Origin of the sequence: Nitrospirillum amazonense, assembly GCF_007828045.1 — a bacterium.
GTDB classification, from domain to species: Bacteria; Pseudomonadota; Alphaproteobacteria; order Azospirillales; family Azospirillaceae; genus Nitrospirillum; species Nitrospirillum amazonense_C.
Genome location: NZ_VITN01000012.1, coordinates 113,104 through 133,938 on the forward strand (window position 1 = coordinate 113,104; position 20,835 = coordinate 133,938).

The following is a 20,835-nucleotide window of genomic DNA, read 5'->3' on the forward strand; positions in this document are numbered from 1 at the left end:
CCGCACGGTGCCAGCCGAGCGCCGCATACACGCCCCGGAGAAAATCATGACTGCTGACGAAGACTCCATGCAGCGCCAGTTCCAGGAACGCCTGGCCTTTCTGGAAATCGACGCCGTGACCCGGGACGCCCTGCGCGGCCTGCGCCCGCATGTCGAACGCGAGTTGCCCACCATTCTGGACCGGTTCTACGCCAAGCTGCGGACCCAGCCGGCGATCTTCAAACTCTTCGGCGGCGACAAGCACCTGTCGCACGTGAAGGACATGCAGATGCGGCATTGGGCGGCCATCGTCACCGGCACCTTCGACGCCACCTACCTGGACAGCGTCATCCGCGTGGGCCGCGCCCACAACCGCCTGGGACTGGAGCCACGCTGGTACATCGGCGGCTATGCCTTCATCACCGGCGAGTTGCTGGCCATGGTGACGCGCATGGACCGGCGCGGGCCCTTCGCCTGGCTGCGGCCGCGCCTGGACGTGGCCCGCCTGCAACAGGCCCTGCTGCGCGCCGTCATGCTGGACATGGATCTGGCCATCTCCGTCTATATCGAGGAAGGGCGCAAGGACCGGCAGCGGGTGCTGGAAGGCCTGGCCCAGAATTTCACCGACACCATGGCCGGCGTCATCGATGGCATCGGCGGCGCCGTGGGCGGGCTGCGCCAGGACGCCAGCCTGCTGACGCAAGCCGCCGACCAGTCGCTGGCGGAAAGCACGCAGGCCGACACGGCTGCCGGCAGCGCCGCCAGCAATGTCCAATCGGTGGCCAGCGCGACCGAGGAACTGTCGGCCTCCATCACCGAGATCAGCGCCCGCGTCGTGCAATCCAACAAGATTTCGGCACAGGCCCTGGAAACGACCCGGCGCACCGACGGCGCGGTGCGCGGCCTGGTGGCCGCCGCCGCCCGCATCGGCGACGTGCTGAGCCTGATCAACACCATCGCCAGCCAGACCAACCTGCTGGCCCTGAACGCCACCATCGAGGCGGCGCGAGCCGGCGAGGCGGGTAAGGGCTTCGCCGTCGTGGCGGGCGAGGTCAAGACCCTGGCCACCCAGACCGCCAAGGCAACGGAGGAGATTTCCGCCCAGGTGGGCGCCATCCGCCACGTGTCGGAAGAAGCCGTCTCGGCGATCAGCCAGATCGGCAGCGTCATCGCCGGCATGGATGAGATCGCGACCTCCATCGCCAGCGCGGTGGAGGAACAAAGCAGCGCCACCCGGGAAATCGCCCGCAGCATCGCCCAGGCGGCCACGGGCACCGCCAGCGTCTCGGCCAACATCAGCCACGTGGCCGACGCCGCCCGCCAGACGGGGGCGGCGGCCGGCCGTCTGAGCCAATCGTCCGGCGACCTGGGGCTTCAGGCCCAGCGCCTGCGTGAGGGGGCGCAAACCTTCGCCGCCCGCTTGCGGGAAAGCGCGTGATCCCCCGAGGAGGAATGGCCCCAAGCCGATGGGCAAGCGCGCCAGCGCACGCTATAATCGCGGCCATGGGCACATTCCTCTTCTTCTGCCTGGGCGCCACCATGCTGGCCGTGCTGGGCGTCCTGATCCTGGGCCTGTTCACCATGGCCCGGGGCGGCGACAAGGCCGGCACCACGGGTAACCGCCTGATGTGGTGGCGCATCCGCCTGCAGATCCTGGCGGTGGTGCTGTTCATCCTGACGGCGCTGGCCTTGAGTCACCACGCATGACGGCGCGCGGGGCGGCATGGTCACACTGACCCGCATCTACACACGGGGCGGCGACACGGGCCGGACCTCGCTGGGGGATGGCCGCCGCGTGGCCAAGCACGACCTGCGGGTTGAGGCCTACGGCACGGTGGACGAGGCCAACGCCGCCATCGGCCTGGCCCGCCTGCACACCGCCGGAACGCCGGTGGACGCCCACCTGTCCCGTATCCAGAACGACCTGTTCGATCTGGGCGCCGACCTGTGCACGCCGGAACAGGAAAACCCCCAATACCCCCCCCTGCGCATCGTCGATGCCCAGGTCGACCGGCTGGAGCGGGAGATTGACGCGCTGAACGCCGATCTGGCGCCGCTGTCGTCCTTCATCCTGCCGGGCGGCACCCCCGCCGCCGCCTTTTTGCACCAGGCCCGCACCGTCACCCGCCGGGCGGAGCGGCTGGTGGCCAGCCTGGCGGAGCGGGAACCAGTGAACCCGGCGGCCTTCAAGTACCTGAACAGACTTTCAGATTTTCTGTTCGTGCTGTCGCGCCATGTCAATGACAGGGGGGCCGGCGATGTCCTATGGGTGCCCGGCGCCAACCGCGAGGGACGTTAAACCCTTGGGTTTAGGCCATATTGCAGTGCAACAGGGCAGCGTTGACAGCTTTGTGGGACAATCCTATTTTTGCCGACCACGTCCGATGGCTCGATCCGCCGGACGGGGAAAATAACCAGAACCCGCCAGATCGAGGGTGGAGCGTCACACCGGGCGGGCGCCCTTCCCAAGAAGTGCCAAAGGATGGCTTGAGACATGAAGATACTGGTCGCGGTCAAGCGGGTCGTTGACTACAACGTGAAGGTCCGTGTGAAGGCGGATGGCACGGGTGTGGAAACGGCCAACGTCAAGATGTCGATGAACCCGTTCGACGAGATCGCGGTTGAGGAGGCTGTGCGCCTGAAAGAGGCGGGCAGGGCCACCGAGATCGTGGTGGTGAGCGTGGGCCCGGCACAGGCGCAAGAGACGCTGCGCACGGCGCTGGCCATGGGTGCCGATCGCGCCATCCTGGTGCAGACGGATGTGGAGACGCAGCCGCTGGGCGTGGCCAAGGCGCTGAAGGCGCTGGCGGAGAAGGAACAGCCCGGCCTGGTGATCCTGGGCAAGCAGGCCATCGACGACGACGCCAACCAGACCGGCCAGATGCTGGCCGCACTCCTGGGCTGGGCCCAGGGCACCTTCGCCAGCAAGGTGGTGCCGGCGGAAGGTACCGTTGCCGTGACGCGTGAGATCGACGGCGGCCTGGAGACGGTGGATCTGAAGCTGCCGGCGGTGGTGACCACCGACCTGCGCCTGAACGAGCCGCGCTACGCCTCGCTGCCCAACATCATGAAGGCCAAGAAGAAGCCGTTGGAGACGGTGGACGCCGCCGGTCTGGGCGTGGACCTGACGCCGCGCCTGAAGACGCTGAAGGTGGCGGAGCCGCCGAAGCGGGCCGGGGGTGTGAAGGTGGGCTCCGTCCAGGAGCTGGTGGCCAAGCTGAAGACCGAAGCGCGGGTGATCTGACCATGACGACTCTTGTTATCGCTGAGCCCTCGACGGAAGGTTTGAAGACCCCGACGCTGACCACCCTGGGGGCGGCCGCCAAGCTGGGCGGCGACGTCCACGTCCTGGTCATCGGCCAGGGTATTGCCTCTGTCGCGGACGCCACCGCCCAGGTGGCCGGCGTGGCCAAGGTGCTGACGGCCGATGCCGCCGAACTGGCGCACGGCCTGGCGGAGAACGTGGCCCCGCTGGTGGTGAACTTGGTGAAGAGCGGCGGCTACAGTCATGTGCTGGCGCCCAGCACCACCTTCGGCAAGAACGTGGCGCCGCGCGTGGCGGCCCTGCTGGACGTGGCGCAGATCAGCGACATCACCGGTGTGGAAAGCCCCGACACCTTCACCCGGCCCATCTATGCCGGCAACGCCATCGCCACCGTGCAGTCCAGCGACCCGGTGAAGGTGGCGACGGTGCGCGGCACGGCGTTCGAGGCGGTGGCGGCCACCGGCGGCAGCGCGGCGGTCGAGGCCGTGTCGGGCGCGGCGGACGCCGGCCTGTCCACGTTCGTGAGCCAGGAGGTGTCGAAGTCGGAGCGGCCGGAGCTGACGTCGGCCCGCGTCATCGTCTCGGGCGGCCGGGGCATGCAGTCGGGCGACAACTTCCCGCTGCTGGAGGCCCTGGCCGACAAGCTGGGGGCGGCCGTGGGCGCCTCTCGTGCTGCGGTGGACGCCGGCTTCGTGCCCAATGACTACCAGGTCGGGCAGACGGGCAAGATCGTGGCGCCGGAGCTGTATATCGCCGTGGGCATCTCGGGCGCCATCCAGCACCTGGCCGGCATGAAGGACAGCAAGGTCATCGTCGCCATCAACAAGGACGAAGAGGCGCCGATCTTCCAGATCGCCGACTACGGCCTGGTCGCCGACCTGTTCAAGGCCGTGCCGGAATTGACTGCGGAATTGGGCAAGGCGGGCTGACCCAAGCCCGTTCAACACCCTACTCTATCTCTTGTTAAGGGTCCCCTGGCAGTATCGGGGGACCCCGCCAGGGTGGCCTTGCAAGGACAGACACCATGATACGCACGATCGGCATCATCGGTTCGGGGCAGATGGGCACGGGCATCGCCCACGTGACATCGCTGTCCGGCCATACGGTCCGGCTGATGGACACCAGCCCGGAGTCGCTCTCTCGGGCCATGCAAGCCCTTGAGAAGAACCTCGACCGTCAAGTCTCAAAGGGCAAGATCACCGAGCTGGAAAAGGATGAGGCCCTGGCCCGCATCTCCACCGGCACGGAGATGTCCACCCTGGGCGATTGCGACCTGGTGATCGAGGCCGCGACCGAGAACGAGGACATCAAGCGCGGCATCTTCAAGGAGTTGGTGCCGCACCTGAAGGCCGACGCGCTGGTGGCCACCAACACCTCGTCCATCTCCATCACCCGGCTGGCCGCCTGCACCGACCGGCCGCACAAGTTCATCGGCATGCACTTCATGAACCCGGTGCCGGTAATGCAACTGGTGGAGATCATCCGGGGCATCGCCACGGATGAGGAAACCTATCAGGCCATCCGCGAACTGACGTTCAAGCTGGGCAAGACCCCCGCCGTGTCGGAGGACTTCCCCGCCTTCATCGTCAACCGCGTGCTGCAGCCCATGATCAACGAGGCGGTCTATACCTTGTATGAGGGCGTGGGCTCGGTCGAGGCCATCGACACCGCCATGAAGCTGGGCGCCAACCATCCCATGGGACCGCTGGAACTGGCGGATTTCATCGGCCTGGACACCTGCCTGTCGGTGATGCAGGTGCTGTACGAGGGCCTGGCCGACAGCAAGTACCGGCCCTGCCCGCTGCTGGTGAAGTATGTCGAGGCGGGCTGGCTGGGCCGCAAGGTGGGCCGTGGCTTCTACGACTATTCCGGCGATACGCCCAGGCCTACCCGTTAAGGGGCCCCACGCGCTAGGTTCACTTCAACAAAAAAACCGCCCCCCTTCGCAGGGGGGCGGGTTTTTTATTTCTTATAAAACTTGATCAGCGCCTGCGCTTCGGGGGAATTCCAATCGGCATCGCCTTCCAGGCGGCCGATCTCGCGCCCCTGGGCATCGATCAGCAGGGTGGTGGGCAGGCCGCGTGGCTTCAGCACCGACATGGCCGTGCTCTTGGGGTCCAGCCAGGTCGACAGGTGGGTGATGCCGTGGTTCTGGATGAAGGGCGTCACCACGCGGGCGCCGCCCCGGTCCAGCGACAGGGCCACGACCTCGAAACTCTTGTCGCCCATGGCGCCCTGCAGCTTATCCAGCGACGGCAGTTCCTGGACGCAGGGGCCGCACCAGGTGGCCCAGAGGTTCAGCAGGACCAGGTGGCCCTTGAGGTCCGACAGGTGGATGCCGCTGCCGTCGGGGCGGGTCAGCGCCAGGTCGGGAACCTGGGGATGGTCCGGCGTTTCGGTGAAGGGGGTGATGCCGCCCTTCAGCACCGGGGCCGCATTACCGGCCGCGCATGCCGCACCAGCGCAGAAAACGACCGACGCGACCACGCCAATCCTTGCGAGAAACCGCAAAATCGCCATTCTTGCCATCACCCTCGTTCACCGGGCCCCTACGCCGGCCCCGCTACAATTGGTCCCCGACCCCTGATGACGTCAACTCCCGCGACCCCGGAAAACGCCACGCCCGACCAGAATGCCGCAGCGAACGGCGCGGTAAACGAGCTGTGGGGCGGCCGCTTCAGCCGTGGCCCGTCGGAGATCATGGAGCGCATCAACGTGTCCATCGGCTTCGACAAGAAGCTGTGGGCGCAGGACATCGCCGGGTCCAAGGCGCACGCCACCATGCTGGCGGCCCAGGGCATCATCACCCAGGACGACGCTGGCGCCATCCTGAAGGGCCTGGACCAAGTGGCCGAGGAAATCCGCGACGGCCGCTTCGTCTTCAAGACCGAGCATGAGGACATCCACATGAACGTGGAGTCCCGCCTGAAGGAACTGATCGGCGAGCCGGCCGGCCGCCTGCACACCGCGCGCTCACGCAACGACCAGGTGGCGACCGACTTCAAGCTGTGGGTGCGCGGCGCCCTGCAGCGCCTGGACGGCGACATGAAGGCGCTGCAGGCGGCCCTGATCGAGCAGGCCGACCGCAACATCGACACCATCATGCCGGGCTTCACCCACCTGCAGACGGCCCAGCCGGTGACCTTCGGCCACCATCTGCTGGCCTATGTGGAGATGCTGGGCCGCGACCGCGCCCGGGTGCGCGACGCCATCGCCCGCCTGAACGAATGCCCGCTGGGCAGCGCGGCCTTGGCGGGCACGCCCTATCCCATCGACCGCGACGCCACCGCCGCCGCCCTGGGCTTCGACCGGCCGACGGCCAATTCGCTGGACGCCGTGTCCGACCGCGATTTCGCCCTGGATTACCTGGCCACCGCCGGCATCTGCGCCGTTCACCTGTCGCGCCTGGCGGAGGAGATCGTGCTGTGGTGCACGACCCAGTTCCGCTTCATCCGCCTGTCGGACGCCTTCACCAGCGGCAGCTCCATCATGCCGCAGAAGAAGAACCCGGACGCGGCCGAGCTGGTGCGCGCCAAGTGCGGCCGCGTCATCGGCGCCCTGTCGGGCCTGCTGGTGGTGATGAAGGGCCTGCCGCTGGCCTATTCCAAGGACATGCAGGAAGACAAGGAACCGGTGTTCGAGGCCGACGACACGCTGGCCCTCTGTTTGGCCGCCACCACCGGCATGATCCAGGACATGACGCCCGACCCGGCGGCCATGCGCCGCGCGGTGGAGGCGGGCTTCCCCACCGCCACCGACCTGGCCGACTGGCTGGTGCGCCGTCTTGGCCTGCCCTTCCGCGAGGCGCATCATGTCACCGGCCGCATCGTCCGGCTGGCCGAGGAACGGGCCTGCGGCCTGTCGGACGTACCATTGGATGTCATGCGCGGCGTGGACGCCCGCATCACCGAGGAGGTCTATGCCGTGCTGAGCCTGGAAGCCTCCGTCGCCAGCCGCACCAGCTTCGGCGGGACGGCCCCAGAACGCGTGCGCGCGGCCGTGGCCGCCGCCCGGGAACGGTTCCTGTGAGGGTAAGCCATATGAAAAAGGTTCTGCTGATCGCCGGTCTGACCGCCGCCGCCCTGGCGCTGTCGGCCTGCGGCAAGATCGCCCACACCCTGGACACCCCGGACGGCGAGGATCATCCCCTGAACTTCTACCCCAGCCCCAAACTGGATCCGCAGCCCAACGTGAAGGAGGCGCTGCCCAGCTCGGCCGACCAGCCGGCCGGGTCGCCCGCCACCATACAGCCCAGCGCGCCCTATGGCGTCATGCCGGACAGCCCCGTCATCACCAACAGCGGGCCGATGATGGGCGGCACCACCACCCCTTCCTCCTCCGGTTCCTCAACGCCCCAGTAAAGGGCCCCAGCAGACGCGACGGTTTGGATTTCGATGGCCTTCTCCTATGTTTCCGGCGTGCTGACCGCCGACGGCGTTCCCCTGGACCGGTTGGCCGAGGCCGTCGGCACCCCCGTCTATGTCTATGCCGCCAGCCGCCTGCGGGCCAATTACCAGGCTTACGCCCGGGCCTTCGCCCGTGACCCGGTGGATGTCTGCTTCGCCCTGAAGGCCAATTCCAACCAGTCCATCATCAGCCTGTTCGCCCGCCTGGGCGCCGGCGCCGACGTCGTGTCGGAAGGGGAGATGCGCCGCGCGCTGGCCGCCGGCGTGCCGCCGGAAAAGGTGGTGTTCTCCGGCGTGGGCAAGACCCGGGACGAGCTGGCGGCGGCCCTGGTGGCCGGCATCCACCAGATCAACGTGGAAAGCCTGCCGGAGCTGGAGGCCCTGTCGGCCGTGGCGACGGAGATGGGCCGCGTGGCCCCGGTGGCCCTGCGCATCAATCCGGACGTGGACGCCGGCACCCATGGCAAGATTGCCACGGGCCGCAAGGAGGACAAGTTCGGCATCGACCTGGGCCACGCGGTGGCGGCCTATGCCAAGGCCAGCGGCCTGCCCGGCTTGGCGCCCAAGGGCTATGCCGTCCACATCGGGTCGCAGCTGCTGAACATCAGCCCCTATGACGACGCCTACGGCCACCTGTCGGACCTGGTGATCGCCACCCGCGAGGCCGGCCTGAAGATCGAGCGGCTGGACCTGGGCGGCGGCCTGGGCGTGCCCTACAAGAACGAGGCGGCGCCGGACCACGACGCCTATGCCGGCATCGTGCGCAAGCGCCTGGGCAACCTGGGGTGCCGCCTGACGCTGGAGCCCGGCCGGTCGCTGGTGGGCGACGCCGGCGTGCTGCTGGCCCGCGTCATCTACGTCAAGGAAGGGCTGCACCGCCGCTTCCTGATCGTGGACGCGGCCATGAACGACCTGATGCGCCCCACGCTGTACGACGCCTATCACGGCATCCGCCCGGTGCTGGAGCCAGCGGCCGACGCCCCGCTTTCCCCCATGGACGTGGTGGGCCCCATCTGCGAGACAGGCGACACCTTCGCCCGCCAGCGGGAGCTGCCGCCGGTGGCCCAGGGCGAACTGGTGGCCTTCATGACCGCCGGGGCCTACGGCGCCGCCATGTCGTCCACCTACAACTCCCGCCCGCTGGTGGCGGAGGTGCTGGTGGATGAGGGCCGGTGGGCGGTCATCCGCCGCCGCCAGACGTTCGAGGAAATGCTGGCCCTGGACGTGGCGCCCCAATGGCGCCACGTTTAAGGCGCAGGGCATAGGGCCCACACCAGAGGGCACGGGGCAGCCGAAAGGGTACCGACGGCATGGCTGAGAGGGCACTCACCTCCCGCAAGGACGGGCGACGGGCATCCGATGCCGCCGCGCCCGTGCCCAGGGGCATTGTCGTGTCCCTGCCGAATCGCGCGCACCTGCCCCTGGTCCCGCCGCCGCTGAAACCCTGGCGCCGCCCCTTGCGCGCCGCCTGGCTGTCGCTGGCGGCGGAGCGGGTGGGCCTGCGGCTGTGGCCCCTGCCCGGCCTGCTGATGCTGGGCCTGGCGCTGGCCTGGTCGGGCGCCCTGCCCCACCTGCCGCCCTGGGCCCATGGCCTGGCGCTGGCCGCCTTCGCCGCCGCTGTCGTCGCCCTGCTGGTCCGCCGCCTGCGCGGCCTGCGCCTGCCCGACCGCGACGCCGTGTTCCGCCGGCTGGAGCGGGACAACAACCTGCGCCATCGGCCCTTCGACCTGCTGATCGACACGCCCGTGGACCAGGCCGGCCCCGCCGCCACCCTGTGGGCCGCCGCGCAGGATCGCGCGCGCCGCGCCCTGGCGGGGGTGCGCGCCGGGTGGCCCACCCTGGATCTGCCCAGCCGCGACCCCTGGGCCCTGCGGCACGTCGCCGCGCTGCTGCTGGCGATCGCGGCCATCATGGCCTGGGGTGACTGGCGCCCCCGCCTGATCGAGGCGCTGGATCCGGGGTTCGAGGCGCCGCCCGCCGGCGCCGAGGCCGACCTGGATGTCTGGATCACCCCGCCGGAATCGACCGGCCTGCCGCCGCAATTCCTGACCCGCCGGGGCAAAGCCCCCCAGGGCGACGGCGCGGTTGACTCCCGGGGCGACATCAAGGGCGCGATTTCCGTGCCGGCGGGCGCCACCGTCACCGCGCGCCTGGGCCCCCACCATCGCGCGCCCACGCTGTCGCTGGATGAGGACGCCGTGGCCTTGGACGCGGCCGCGACCGGCGGCTTCCAGACCAGCCGCACCGTGACCAAGGGCCAGCGCATCACCGTCGCCGACCGGGGCCGCACCCTGGGCAGCTGGCCCATCCGCATCGTCGCCGACGACCCGCCGGCCATCGCCTTCCGCGAAAAGCCCAGCGCCACCGAGCGCTATGCCCTGCGCCTGGACTACACCGCCGCCGACGACTACGGCATCGCCAGCGTCACCGCCACCGTGACCCCCACCACGCGCGCGGAAGGCACGACGGTGGAACCCCTGGTCCTGACCCTGCCCGTGCCCCCCCGGCCCAGCCGCGAGGCGTCCGCCGCCGGCACGCCGGTGGTGGCCAACGCCACCGGCTATTTCGACCTGACGGCCAGCCCCTGGGCGGGGCAGCCCGTGACCATCCAGCTGGCGGCCACCGACACCGCCGGCCAGACGGCGACCAGCGACACCCAGACCACCACCCTGCCGGAACGGGTGTTCAACAACCCCACGGCCAAGGCCGTCATCGCCCAGCGCCGCGCCCTGCTGGACCAGGGGGAGGAGGCGCGCAAGCCCGCCGCCAGCGCCCTGCTGAGCCTGGCGGGTGAACTGGACGGCTATGCCGGCGATCCCACCGTGTTCATGGCGCTGTACGCCGCCGCCCGGCACCTGGGCCTGAACGACGACGGGCGGTCGCTGACCGACGTGGCCGACCTGTTGTGGGACACCGCGCTGAAGATCGAGGACGGCAGCCTGGCCTCGGCGGAGACGGAATTGCGCGACGCCCGCCAGCGCCTGGCCGACGCCCTGGACCGCAACGCCTCGGAGGCGGAAATCCGCCGCGACCTGGACGCGCTGAAGTCGGCGCTGAACCGCTACATGCAGGCCCTGGCGGAGAAAAGCGACCAGCAGCAGGGCCAGAACGGCGCCCCGCCGCCGGACGACCAGAACGCCCAGACCATGGACATGGGCCAGATGATGGAGCAGCTGGAGCAGATGGCCCAGACCGGCGCCCGCGACGCCGCGCGCAAGATGCTGGACCAGATGCAGGACCTGATGGAAAGCGTCCAGACCGGCCCGCAGAAGCCGCCGACGGAGGCGGAGCAACAGCAGATGCGCCAGAACCTGCAGATGCTGGAAAAACTGCAGGACCTGGCCAAGCGCCAGCGCGAGCTGATGGACCAGACCTTCCGCCAGGGCGACCGGGGCGAACCTGAGGACAGCCCACCACAGCCCGGCACCCGGGGCGACGGTCCCAACCGCTCAACCCCCAACCGCCAGGGTGCCGCCCCTCGCCAACCTCAGCGCGACCCGTCCGCCGATGCCACGGCCCGCGACCTGGCCAAGCAGCAGGACGCCCTGCGCCGCGAGTTGCAGGCCCTGATGCAGCGGCAGGGGGGGCAGGCCGGCCCGCAATCCGATGAAGGCCAGGACCAGCAGGGGGACGCCCAGCAGGGCCAGGACCAGCCCGGCGGGCAGGAGAACGGCAACGGCGGCGGTCAGGGCCCCGGCCAGGCGCCCTCCCCCCTGGACAAGGCGGACCGGGCCATGGGCCAGGCCGGGCGCGCCCTGTCGGAAGGATCCCCCGAGGACGCGGTGGAGGCCCAGGGCCGGGCGTTGGAGGCCCTGCAGGACGGGTTGAAGGGCATGGCGCAGCAGATGGGCCGCCAGATGGGCCGGGGCACCCGCGTGGCCCCCCGCAACGCCACCAACGGCCGGGGCCAGAACACCGACCCGCTGGGCCGCCAGATGACGGGCCAGGGCGCCGCCAGCACCGACAGCGTCAAGATCCCCGACCATGGCGACCTGCAGCGCGCCCGCGAAATCCTGGAAGAACTGCGCCGCCGCGCCAGCGAGGCCGGCCGGCCCAAGGAAGAGCTGGACTATATCGACCGCCTGCTGAAGCGGTTCTGAGGCCACCCTCAGTTCGGCAGCACGAATTCCGGGCGGATCTGCGCCGCCTGGCCGCCCTTTTCCACGATGTTGCCGTGGTAGACGGTCTTCTCGCCGGGGAACAGGCGGCGGGCCTTGGGCTGCATGCGCCAGCGCTGGAAAGGCTTGCCGTCGGCGCCCAGGGCGGAGGCCATGAGGTCGGGCACGTCGCGCTGGCGGTCGGACTTGTTCTGCACGGTGATATCGACGAACAGCATGGACGTGCCTTCCACGTCGCGGAATTCCGTCTTGCTGTCCACCATCTCCAGCCCCGTGCCGGGCGGTTCAACGCCGAAGCCGAAGGCGTCGTACAGGCGGGCGGCGGCGGGCCAGGCATTGACCACAGCGTCGCGTTCCACCGCCAGGCCAGTGATGCCGCCGGCGATGACCACGGCCAGGACGCCCCAGCGCACCGCCGCGAACAGGCGCCGGGGCTTCTCTTCCGGTTCCGGGATCGCCATCGTGGATGAGGGCTGGCGCAGGCGGCCCAGCGACAGGGGGGCCGGGGCCTCATCCGCCGCCATGGTCAGGGTGTCGTATGCCGTCTCCCGCTCCATGGCCGCGGCCAGGTCGGCGAAGGAGGACGAGGACGGGGCGGACGACATCCAGTCGTCATCGTCGTCCGCCGGCGGGGCGGCCGCCGCCGGGCGGCCGGCCGTTTCCGGCACTTGATGCCAGACGGAACCGCAGGCGCTGCACCGCACGCGGCGACCCCGCCCCAGCAAGGCGTCGTCGACCCGGAAGCGCGTGGCGCAGGACGGGCAGGTTGTTATCATGGGAGGCAGGGCCAGGCCGAAATCCTTAAGAGGCGCCTTAGACTTAAACGAAAAGGTCGGGGATGCGCAAGGTGGGCCCCGGCCCTGGCCCCGACGGCGAAACGGCCTATCCCGTTCTGGCAGGCGGCACTGATGCCGCAGCCCCGCCGTCCGGCCGACGCGCTGGACGCCCGCCACCCCGCCGTGCCATCACTAGGACCAATACCGTTCCCCTGGCCCGTTCCCTTGGAGAGGCAGTCCCCATGAGCCGGCGCGGCCCCGCCGTCCTGTCCCTACGCCGCGATGCCACGGGCCGTTTCCTGCCCTGGCTGATCGCCCTGATGGTTTTCCTGTCCACCCTGGCGGTGGCGGCGGCGCAGTTGCTGTCCGGCTGGGCGCAGCGCTGGGATAGCGGCCTGGACGGCAGCCTGACCATCCAGGTCAGCCCGGTGGGGGACGTGAAAAAAGGCGACGGCACCCCCGCCCCGCTGGATGAGCGGGTGCAGATGGTGCTGCACGCGCTGGGCGGCGTGCCCGGCATCATCAACGCCCGCCCGGTGCCCATGGCCGACGCCGCCCGCCTGGTGGAGCCCTGGCTGGGCGATGGCGCCCTGCTGCAGGACCTGCCCCTGCCCGCGCTGATCGACGTCACCGCCGGCCCGGCCGTGGATGTCACCGCCCTGCGCCAGCGCCTGGCCGCCGCCGTGCCCGGCACATCGGTGGAGGAGCCGGGCGTGTGGCTGCGCGACCTGCGCCGCCTGGCCCGCCTGGTGGAGGCCGTGGCCCTGGTCATCGTGGCCCTGATCGGCGGGGCCGCCGTGGCCGTGGTGGTGTTCGCCGCCAAGGCCGGCCTGGCCATGCACCAGGACGACGTCGATCTGCTGCACGTCATGGGCGCCACCGACAGCCATGTGGCGGGCCAGTTCCAGCGCCACATCCTGCGCCTGTCGCTGACCGGCGGCGTGGGCGGCACGGCCGTGGCGCTGGTTACCCTAGCCGTGCTGTCGCTGCTGTCCCGTACGGTGGAGGGCACGCTGCTGCCGCCCCTGACGCTCGCCCCCTTGCAATGGCTTGTGCTGGCCGCCGTGCCGGTGGTGGCCGGCGCCCTGGCCGCCATCAGCGCGCGGCTGACCGTGCTGCGCGCGCTGGAGCGGCTGCCGTGACCTTGCCCGGGGCGCCCCTAGGGACGCGCCCGCCGCAGGCGGAACCGTCCGCCCTGGTGGGACATGGCGCCCTGTTGTGGGCGCGCGTGCGCCGCCTGACGGGCGTGGGCGCCGCCTTGGGCGCGCTGTGGCTGGCGGGCCTGCTGACCTTCGCCGCCCACATCCCCCGCGCCCCGGAGGAAGAGACCGCGGCCACCGACGCCATCGTCGTGCTGACGGGGGGCAGCGAGCGGCTGGAGGCCGGGTTCGACCTGCTGGCCGCCGGCCGGGCGCGGAAACTGTTCATCTCCGGCGTCTATCGCGGGGTGGACGTGCGGGCCCTGCTGCGCATGTCGCAGGCGACGCCCGCCGCCCTGGAATGCTGCGTGGTGCTGGGCTACAGCGCCGACGATACGGTGGGCAACGCGGCGGAAACGGCGCGGTGGATGCAGGCGGAGGGTTTCCATTCCCTGCGCCTGGTCACCGCCAACTATCACATGCCACGCAGCCTGGTGGAGTTCCGCCACGCCCTGCCCGACGCCCGCATCGTGCCCCACGCGGTGCAACCACCCAACGTGCGCCTGGACGGCTGGTGGCACTGGCGCGGCACCGCCGGCCTGATCGTCAGCGAATATGACAAGTACCTGGTGGCCTTCCTGCGCCACGCCCTTGGCCTCTAACCACCTCTGGGGCCCCCTTCGACGCTTGGGGGAGAGTGGACAGGCCGGCCCGCAGGCACTATCCCTGCACCCATCAACCCTGGTCATGACGGTTACGGGCGATGCTGGTTCTGCGATCCCTGGTCTTCAACATCGTCTTCTACATCTGGACGATGCTCTGGTGCTTCGGCCTGCTGTGGACCCTGGTGGTGCCCCACCGCACCATGATCTGGGCCATCCGCTGCTATATGCGCACCCTGAACTTCTGGGAACGCGCCATCATCGGCCTGAAGTACGAGGTGCGCGGGCTGGAGCACCTGCCCAAGACCGGCGCCTTCCTGGTGGGCGCCAAGCACCAGTCGATGTGGGAGACGATGAAGCTGCACCTGCTGATGGACGATCCCGCCATCGTCCTGAAGAAGGAGCTGACCTACATTCCCATCTGGGGCTGGTACGCGGCCAAGGCGCGCATGATCGCCGTGGATCGGGGCAAGCGCGGCGCCGCCATCCAGTCGCTGCTGCGCGGCGCCCGGGAGCGCGTGGCCGAGGGCCGGCCCATCGTCATCTTCCCCCAGGGCACCCGCACCGCCGTGGGCGCCTGGCGGCCCTACAAGATCGGCATCGCCCTGCTGTATGAGGCGCTGGACATCCCGCTGGTGCCCATGGCCCTGAACTCCGGCCTGTTCTGGCCGCGCCACAAGTTCCTGCGCCGCCCCGGCACCATCGTCATCGAGTTCCTGCCCCCCATCCCCCCCGGCCTGTCCAAGGGCCAGGCGCTGGCCCACCTGGAGGCGGTGCTGGAGCCCGCGACCGACCGCCTGGTCATGGCCGCCGGCGGCCCGGCGACGGAGCGTCCGCCCAATGCCCCGCCCCTGGCCGAGGTGCCCGCCGCCGGCTGAACGGGCCTTTCCGCATAAGCTGGGGGCGCGATTGACCGCCCCCGGCCGCCGGCCTACCCTTCACCGGAGCAATCATCCGGAAGCGGAGGGTGCGCATGGTCGGGCGTGAAGGTCAGGCGACGACAGTCCCCGGGGCGGACACTCCCTCCGAGACGCTCCCCGACTCCGGGACGCGTCCCGACTGGCCGGCTATCTCGTCCCAGGTCTGGGATATGAAGTACCGGTTCAAGCAACCGGACGGCGCCCCCATCGACCAGACCGTGGACGACAGCTGGCGCCGCGTGGCCAAGGCCCTGGCGGAGGCGGAGCGCGACCCCGCGCTGTGGGAGCCCCAGTTTCACGAGGCGCTGAAGGACTTCGCCTTCCTGCCCGCCGGCCGCATCCTGGCCGGGGCCGGCACGGGGCGCAGCGTCACCCTGTTCAACTGCTTCGTCATGGGCACGGTGCCCGACGACATGGGCGGCATCTTCGCCGGCCTGCGCGAGGCGGCGCTGACCCTGCAGCAGGGCGGCGGTATCGGCTATGACTTCTCCACCCTGCGGCCCCGGGGGGCGCCGGTCGCCGGTGTGGGGGCGGACGCCTCCGGCCCCATCTCGTTCATGGACGTGTGGGACGCCATGTGCCGCACCATCATGAGCGCCGGCAACCGCCGGGGCGCCATGATGGCCACCCTGCGCTGCGACCATCCGGACATCGAGTCCTTCATCGACGCCAAGCGCGACCCCGGCCGCTTGCGCATGTTCAACCTGTCGGTCCTGGTGACCGACCCCTTCATCACGGCGGTGCGCGAGGACGGCCCCTGGGACCTGGTGTTCGAGGGCAGGGTCTGGCGCACCGTGCGGGCGCGCGAGCTGTGGGACCGCATCATGCGGGCCACCTACGATTACGCCGAGCCCGGCGTCATCTTCATCGACCGCATCAACGCCCAGAACAATCTGGGCGGGGTGGAGGTCATCAGCGCCACCAACCCCTGCGGGGAACAGCCGCTGCCGCCGTACGGCGCCTGTCTGCTGGGTTCCGTCAACCTGGCGGCCCTGGTGGTGGACGGCTTCACCCCCGACGCGCGGCTGGACCTGGACCGCTTGGCGCGCCTGGTGCCGGTGGCGGTGCGCATGCTGGACAACGCCATCGACGTCTCGCGCTTTCCCCTGCCGGCCCAACGGCAGGAAGCGCAGGCCAAGCGCCGCGTCGGCCTGGGGGTGACCGGGCTGGCCGACGCCCTGATCCTATGCGGCGTGCGCTATGGCACGCAGAAGGCGGTGGATCTGACGCGGCAATGGCTGGGCGCCGTGCGTCGCCACGCCTACCGCGCCAGCGCCGGCCTGGCGGCGGAGAAGGGCGCCTTCCCGCTTTATGACCGGGAGCAATACCTGACCCGTCCCATGATCCGTGGCCTGGACGACGTGACCCGCGCGGCCGTGGAGCGCCACGGCGTACGCAACGCCCTGCTGACCTCCATCGCGCCCACCGGCACCATCTCGCTGCTGGCGGGCAACGTGTCCTCGGGCATCGAGCCGGTGTTCACCTGGGAATACGACCGCGCCGTCCTGCAGCCCGATGGCAGCCGCAAGGTCGAGCGGGTGGCGGATTACGCCTATCGCCGCTTCCGCCGCACCTTCGGCCCCGACGCGCCCCTGCCCGACAGCTTCGTCGACGCGGGCACCCTGCCCCCCGCCGCCCATCTGGTGATGCAGGCGGCGGCACAGGGGGAGGTCGACAGCTCCATCTCCAAGACCATCAACTGCCCGGCGGACATGGACTTCGAGACGTTCAAGGACGTCTATCTGCAAGCCTATGACCTGGGCTGCAAGGGCTGCACCACCTACCGTCCCAACGCCATCACCGGGTCGGTGCTGTCGGCGCCCGTGGCCGATACCGCGCCGCCGCCTGCCGCTGCCGCAACGCCGGCGCCGATGGCCACCCTGGCGGCCACCGCCAGCGGTGCCGTACCCCTGGATCGGCCGGAAACGCTGGTCGGGGCCACCTACAAGGTGCGCTGGCCGGGCAGCGATCACGCCCTCTACATCACCATCAACGACATTGTGATCGAGGAACGGCGGCGGCCGTTCGAGGTCTTCATCAACTCCAAGAACATGGAGCATTACGCCTGGACGGTGGCGCTGACCCGCATGATCTCCGCCGTGTTCCGGCGGGGCGGCGACGTCGCCTTCGTGGTGGAGGAGCTGAAAGCCGTGTTCGACCCGCGCGGCGGACAATGGATGAAGGGCCGCTACGTCCCCTCCCTGCTGGCCGCCATCGGCGAGGTCATCGAGCGGCACATGCTGGAGACCGGCTTCCTGATGCGCGCCGGCGGCCTGCCCGCGGTGCACGAGGATGCCGCCGGCACACCCGCCCCGGCGGAAACGGCGCCCGAAAACCGGCAGCCACCGGTCCAATGCCCCCGCTGCGGCCAGGCCAGCCTGGTGCATCAGGAGGGGTGCGACACCTGCCTGTCCTGCGGCTATTCCCGCTGCGGCTGATCGCCCTGTTCCCCGACGCCGGCCGGCCATTGATCGAAAGAGATAGGGGCCGGGTTCTCCCGCGCCCTTAGCGCGTCGCGCCCGCGCCCCGCTCTGTGCCGGAAGGCATAGGCCGCACCCGAGGCTGGACGGCACCGCGCCACCACGCCCCGCTGCGGGGCGGCGGGGCGCTCAACCACAGGACGTGCGACATATCGCCCGACCCCAGGGTTTCCGCCAGCCTGGGCAAGGCCTTGGGGCGCCCGGCCGCCTTCCCGCTGCCTGTTAACATGGGGCGCCCCAGACCATTCCAATACCAGGGGTCCAATGTTAACAGAAGCGGAAGCTAGGCCGTGCGCCTACGCCCTCCGCCAGGGTGACGAAGGGCCTATTGGCAGGGCCGGCTATCCCCCGAATAAGCCCGGTCGATGACGCCCGATTATATCAAATTAGAGAAATTAGACCCTTTGGTGGTGGTAATAGACGCCTAGGACCTGGGCCAGCCTAAGGCAAGCTTGGGTTATGCCCTGTGGGTGATCGACTTTTTCCCGCGATATTTCAGTGCTCCGATCGGTCATTACTGTCTCACCGATCCCGCAAATCCACGTGGGGTGTTGACCCGGAGGAATAGGCCACCGGGGCGCCCCATCCGGGACCGACACTGACGGAAGCCTTGGCGCAATGCCGGGTCCCCCGACAGAGGTCGATGCCGGGACTGCCAAGATGGAGGGGAGCATGGCGCACATTGACGATCCTCACACCCAGAAGGCCAACCTGTCCTTCATCAAGGCGTCCATGAAGGCGCCGCTGCTGAGCCGGGACCATGAGTTCGAGCTGGCCCGCCGCTGGCAGCAGAACCGGGACGAAAAGGCGCTGCACGCCCTGGTTTCGTCCCATACCCGCCTGGTCGTGGCCGTCGCCAGCCGCTTCCGCAATTACGGCCTGCCCCTGGGCGACCTGGTGCAGGAGGGCAACCTGGGCCTGATGCAGGCCGCCAGCCGCTTCGAGCCGGAGCGGGAGGTGCGCTTCTCCACCTACGCCGCCTGGTGGATCCGCTCCACCATCCAGGAATTCGTGCTGCGCAACTGGTCCATCGTGCGCACCGGCACCACGGCGGGGCAAAAGTCGCTGTTCTTCAACCTGCGCCGCCTGCGCGCCCGCATCGACAACAACCCCTCCGCCACCTCGCTGACCGCCGAGGGCCGCCGCAGCGTGGCCGAGGAGCTGGACGTGAGCGAGCATGAGGTGGAGACCATGGAAATCCGCCTGACCGCCACCGACCAATCGCTGAACCACCCGCTGAGCGAGGATGGCGGCGAGTGGCAGGACTTCCTGGCCGACAACGGCCCCTCGCCCGAGCAGATCGTCATCGGGCTGAAGGACAGCCGCAGCCGCACCGCCTGGCTGAGCGAGGCCATGGACACCCTGTCGCCCCGCGAGCGCACCATCATCTCCGCCCGCCGCCTGCGCGAGGACGGCGCGACGCTGGAGGAGCTGGGCCACACCCTGGGCGTCAGCAAGGAACGCGTGCGGCAGCTGGAGCACCGCGCCATGGGCAAGCTGCGCCAGAGCATCATGCGCCATGTGGGCCGGCCGGAAGAGCTGTTCGTGGAGGCTTAGTCGCTGGCCTCAGGCGCCGGCGGGGCATCCGCCCTTGGCTATCCTCGGTTTCCAGTCCGCTAACGCCCCCCCGGAAACTCGCGGCGGACGCGGTCGCGTCCTAGTTGCTCCGCTCCGAACCAGATAACGGCCGGGTCATAGCTGCCCGGCCGTTTTATTGGAAGCTTCAGACTTCCCTCAACGCCTGTACCAGCCTGGCCATGTCGTCGGGCGTGGTGCTGAAGCCGGGGGTCACGCGCAGGCAGGCGCCGCCGGCCAGGCCGGTGCGCACCACGGTGAACAGGCCGTGCCTCTCCAGCAGACGGGCGGCCAGGGCGGTGTTGGCCGCCGGCGTGGTCTGGCCCTTCACCCGGAAGCTGGTCATGCCGGCGCTTAGGCGCGGATCATCGGGGGCCAGCACCTCGATCTTCGGCAACTCCCGCGCCGGCAGGGCCCACAGGTCGCGCAGGTGGCGCAGGCGGGCGCCGATGATGGGCGTGCCCAGGGCCTGGTGGAAGTCCAGCGCGTCAATGGCGGCCATCTGGGCTGCGAAGTTGGCCATACCGGTGTGCACGCGGCCCAGGATGGGGTCACGCTCCGACGGTTCCTCGCCCATGAAGGGCTCGATGTCGGCGATGCGGTCTTTGCGAATGTAAAGGGCGCCGACGCCCAGGGGGGCGCCGATCCATTTGTGCAGGTTGAAGACGGCGAAGTCGACGCCGTCGCCGTGCACGTCCACCAGGCCCTGGCCCCAGGCCTGGGCGCTGTCCACCACCACGTCCACGCCGCGCCGCCGGGCCATGGCCACGATCTCGCGCACCGGCTGGCGCAGGCCGTCGCGGTGGCTGAGATGGGTCAGCAGCATCAACCGCACCTGGGGGTGGGCGGCCAGCGCCTGGTCGTAGGCGTCGATCAGGTTCTGGTGCGTCGCCGGATACGGCAGGTCGATGCTGATGACCGTGACACCCCGCCGCCGTTCCAGCCAAGAGGCCGCCATGCGGGCGCTGTCATAGTCATGGTCGCTCATCAAGACGGCGTCACCGGGCTTCAGCCGGGCATAGCCGCCGATGACCGCCTGCAGCGATTCGGTGGCGTTGCGGGTGATGACGATCTCGCCCGCGTCGGCATGCACCATGGCGGCGATGCGCTGGCGCAGCGTCTGGTAATAGCCGACGAAATCCCGGCGCACGAAGGTGGCGCCTTCCTGGTTCACCTTGGCGGTGTAGCGCTCGTACGCCGCCTGGATGGCCAGCGGCATCTGGCCGAAGGCGCCGTATTCCAGGTTGATGATGCCGGTCTGGAGCCGGGCGGGGTACGCGGCCGCGACGGCGGCCCAGCCGGCCTCGTCATCCGCCGCCGGCGGGGCGACGCCGGGGGCCAGGGGGCTGGGCAAGGGACCCGGCACAGGGCTGGACTGGGCGAACACCGGCACGGCGGACCCGCTGAGCAGGCCACCGGCACCGCCGGCCAGGGCGGCTTGAAGCAGGGTGCGTCGATGCATGGAAAATCACTCCCTGGGTGCCGCCCCGGATGGGAGGTCGGGACGGCACCCCG

General features: G+C 69.9%; 18 protein-coding genes. 15 read left to right on the forward strand and 3 right to left on the reverse strand.

Features of this window, described 5'->3' with window-relative positions; genetic code table 11:
• The first annotated feature begins 46 nt into the window (after positions 1 to 46).
• The 6 genes from FBZ89_RS18625 (at position 47) to FBZ89_RS18650 (ending at position 5,141) form a co-directional block, all read left to right on the forward strand.
• Positions 47 to 1,417: a globin-coupled sensor protein gene (locus tag FBZ89_RS18625; RefSeq protein ID WP_145751375.1), complete on the forward strand. Its 1,371-nt coding sequence runs from the start codon at positions 47 to 49 to the stop codon at positions 1,415 to 1,417.
• Positions 1,418 to 1,482: 65 nt separating this feature from the next.
• Positions 1,483 to 1,686, forward strand: a complete 204-nt coding sequence (locus FBZ89_RS18630; RefSeq protein ID WP_050898461.1) for a twin transmembrane helix small protein — start codon at positions 1,483 to 1,485, stop codon at positions 1,684 to 1,686.
• Positions 1,687 to 1,702: 16 nt separating this feature from the next.
• Complete coding sequence (locus tag FBZ89_RS18635) at positions 1,703 to 2,278, forward strand: cob(I)yrinic acid a,c-diamide adenosyltransferase (RefSeq protein WP_145751376.1); 576 nt, start codon at positions 1,703 to 1,705, stop codon at positions 2,276 to 2,278.
• Between the two features lie 195 nt (positions 2,279 to 2,473).
• On the forward strand, positions 2,474 to 3,223 hold the full coding sequence (locus FBZ89_RS18640; protein WP_145751377.1) for an electron transfer flavoprotein subunit beta/FixA family protein: 750 nt from the start codon (positions 2,474 to 2,476) through the stop codon (positions 3,221 to 3,223).
• Between the two features lie 2 nt (positions 3,224 to 3,225).
• Entirely contained in the window at positions 3,226 to 4,173 is a 948-nt protein-coding gene (locus FBZ89_RS18645; RefSeq protein WP_145751378.1) for an electron transfer flavoprotein subunit alpha/FixB family protein, read from the forward strand.
• A 95-nt stretch (positions 4,174 to 4,268) separates the two neighbouring features.
• Complete coding sequence (locus tag FBZ89_RS18650; protein ID WP_145751379.1) at positions 4,269 to 5,141, forward strand: 3-hydroxybutyryl-CoA dehydrogenase; 873 nt, start codon at positions 4,269 to 4,271, stop codon at positions 5,139 to 5,141.
• A 65-nt stretch (positions 5,142 to 5,206) separates the two neighbouring features.
• Here the strand turns inward: FBZ89_RS18650 and FBZ89_RS18655 are convergent, their stop codons facing one another.
• Positions 5,207 to 5,731, reverse strand: a complete 525-nt coding sequence (locus FBZ89_RS18655; protein ID WP_246172328.1) for a TlpA disulfide reductase family protein — start codon at positions 5,729 to 5,731, stop codon at positions 5,207 to 5,209.
• 96 nt (positions 5,732 to 5,827) lie between these two features.
• Between FBZ89_RS18655 and argH the strand changes: the two genes are divergently transcribed.
• The 4 genes from argH (at position 5,828) to FBZ89_RS18675 (ending at position 11,750) form a co-directional block, all read left to right on the forward strand.
• Positions 5,828 to 7,273, forward strand: a complete 1,446-nt coding sequence (gene argH, locus FBZ89_RS18660) for an argininosuccinate lyase (RefSeq protein ID WP_425465967.1) — start codon at positions 5,828 to 5,830, stop codon at positions 7,271 to 7,273.
• A gap of 11 nt (positions 7,274 to 7,284) precedes the next feature.
• Positions 7,285 to 7,605, forward strand: coding sequence for a hypothetical protein (locus FBZ89_RS18665; RefSeq protein WP_145751382.1), 321 nt, complete (start codon positions 7,285 to 7,287; stop codon positions 7,603 to 7,605).
• Positions 7,606 to 7,638: 33 nt separating this feature from the next.
• On the forward strand, positions 7,639 to 8,901 hold the full coding sequence (gene lysA / locus FBZ89_RS18670) for a diaminopimelate decarboxylase (protein ID WP_145751383.1): 1,263 nt from the start codon (positions 7,639 to 7,641) through the stop codon (positions 8,899 to 8,901).
• Positions 8,902 to 9,041: 140 nt separating this feature from the next.
• Positions 9,042 to 11,750, forward strand: coding sequence for a TIGR02302 family protein (locus FBZ89_RS18675; RefSeq protein WP_186457434.1), 2,709 nt, complete (start codon positions 9,042 to 9,044; stop codon positions 11,748 to 11,750).
• Positions 11,751 to 11,758: 8 nt separating this feature from the next.
• Here FBZ89_RS18675 and FBZ89_RS18680 read toward each other — a convergent pair whose 3' ends face one another.
• Positions 11,759 to 12,544 (reverse strand): zinc-ribbon domain-containing protein, encoded by a 786-nt coding sequence (locus FBZ89_RS18680; RefSeq protein ID WP_145751385.1) that lies wholly within the window; start codon positions 12,542 to 12,544, stop codon positions 11,759 to 11,761.
• Positions 12,545 to 12,786: 242 nt separating this feature from the next.
• Here FBZ89_RS18680 and FBZ89_RS18685 point away from each other — a divergent pair, with 242 nt between their 5' ends.
• The 5 genes from FBZ89_RS18685 (at position 12,787) to FBZ89_RS18705 (ending at position 19,302) form a co-directional block, all read left to right on the forward strand.
• The gene (locus FBZ89_RS18685; RefSeq protein WP_145751386.1) at positions 12,787 to 13,686 is read left to right on the forward strand and encodes a cell division protein FtsX; all 900 of its coding nucleotides are present in this window, start codon (positions 12,787 to 12,789) and stop codon (positions 13,684 to 13,686) included.
• Positions 13,683 to 14,345, forward strand: a complete 663-nt coding sequence (locus FBZ89_RS18690) for a YdcF family protein (RefSeq protein WP_246172330.1) — start codon at positions 13,683 to 13,685, stop codon at positions 14,343 to 14,345. Before FBZ89_RS18685 ends, FBZ89_RS18690 begins: the two co-directional genes overlap by 4 nt.
• A gap of 101 nt (positions 14,346 to 14,446) precedes the next feature.
• Positions 14,447 to 15,223, forward strand: coding sequence for a lysophospholipid acyltransferase family protein (locus tag FBZ89_RS18695; protein WP_145751388.1), 777 nt, complete (start codon positions 14,447 to 14,449; stop codon positions 15,221 to 15,223).
• A gap of 212 nt (positions 15,224 to 15,435) precedes the next feature.
• A complete protein-coding gene (locus FBZ89_RS18700) occupies positions 15,436 to 17,703 on the forward strand; it encodes an adenosylcobalamin-dependent ribonucleoside-diphosphate reductase (RefSeq protein ID WP_145751389.1) in 2,268 nt (755 codons plus the stop codon).
• 714 nt (positions 17,704 to 18,417) lie between these two features.
• Positions 18,418 to 19,302, forward strand: a complete 885-nt coding sequence (locus FBZ89_RS18705) for an RNA polymerase factor sigma-32 (RefSeq protein ID WP_145751390.1) — start codon at positions 18,418 to 18,420, stop codon at positions 19,300 to 19,302.
• 166 nt (positions 19,303 to 19,468) lie between these two features.
• Here FBZ89_RS18705 and FBZ89_RS18710 read toward each other — a convergent pair whose 3' ends face one another.
• Complete coding sequence (locus FBZ89_RS18710; RefSeq protein WP_145751391.1) at positions 19,469 to 20,782, reverse strand: aminotransferase class V-fold PLP-dependent enzyme; 1,314 nt, start codon at positions 20,780 to 20,782, stop codon at positions 19,469 to 19,471.
• Between the last annotated feature and the right edge of the window lie 53 nt (positions 20,783 to 20,835).

Coding starts and splice junctions, on each gene's coding strand:
- FBZ89_RS18625 (WP_145751375.1), top strand. CDS start 47: ATGACTGCTGACGAAGACTCCATGCAGCGCCAGTTCCAGGAACGCCTG.
- FBZ89_RS18630 (WP_050898461.1), top strand. CDS start 1,483: ATGGGCACATTCCTCTTCTTCTGCCTGGGCGCCACCATGCTGGCCGTG.
- FBZ89_RS18635 (WP_145751376.1), top strand. CDS start 1,703: ATGGTCACACTGACCCGCATCTACACACGGGGCGGCGACACGGGCCGG.
- FBZ89_RS18640 (WP_145751377.1), top strand. CDS start 2,474: ATGAAGATACTGGTCGCGGTCAAGCGGGTCGTTGACTACAACGTGAAG.
- FBZ89_RS18645 (WP_145751378.1), top strand. CDS start 3,226: ATGACGACTCTTGTTATCGCTGAGCCCTCGACGGAAGGTTTGAAGACC.
- FBZ89_RS18650 (WP_145751379.1), top strand. CDS start 4,269: ATGATACGCACGATCGGCATCATCGGTTCGGGGCAGATGGGCACGGGC.
- FBZ89_RS18665 (WP_145751382.1), top strand. CDS start 7,285: ATGAAAAAGGTTCTGCTGATCGCCGGTCTGACCGCCGCCGCCCTGGCG.
- lysA (WP_145751383.1), top strand. CDS start 7,639: ATGGCCTTCTCCTATGTTTCCGGCGTGCTGACCGCCGACGGCGTTCCC.
- FBZ89_RS18680 (WP_145751385.1), bottom strand. CDS start 12,544: ATGATAACAACCTGCCCGTCCTGCGCCACGCGCTTCCGGGTCGACGAC.
- FBZ89_RS18685 (WP_145751386.1), top strand. CDS start 12,787: ATGAGCCGGCGCGGCCCCGCCGTCCTGTCCCTACGCCGCGATGCCACG.
- FBZ89_RS18695 (WP_145751388.1), top strand. CDS start 14,447: ATGCTGGTTCTGCGATCCCTGGTCTTCAACATCGTCTTCTACATCTGG.
- FBZ89_RS18700 (WP_145751389.1), top strand. CDS start 15,436: ATGAAGTACCGGTTCAAGCAACCGGACGGCGCCCCCATCGACCAGACC.
- FBZ89_RS18705 (WP_145751390.1), top strand. CDS start 18,418: ATGGCGCACATTGACGATCCTCACACCCAGAAGGCCAACCTGTCCTTC.
- FBZ89_RS18710 (WP_145751391.1), bottom strand. CDS start 20,782: ATGCATCGACGCACCCTGCTTCAAGCCGCCCTGGCCGGCGGTGCCGGT.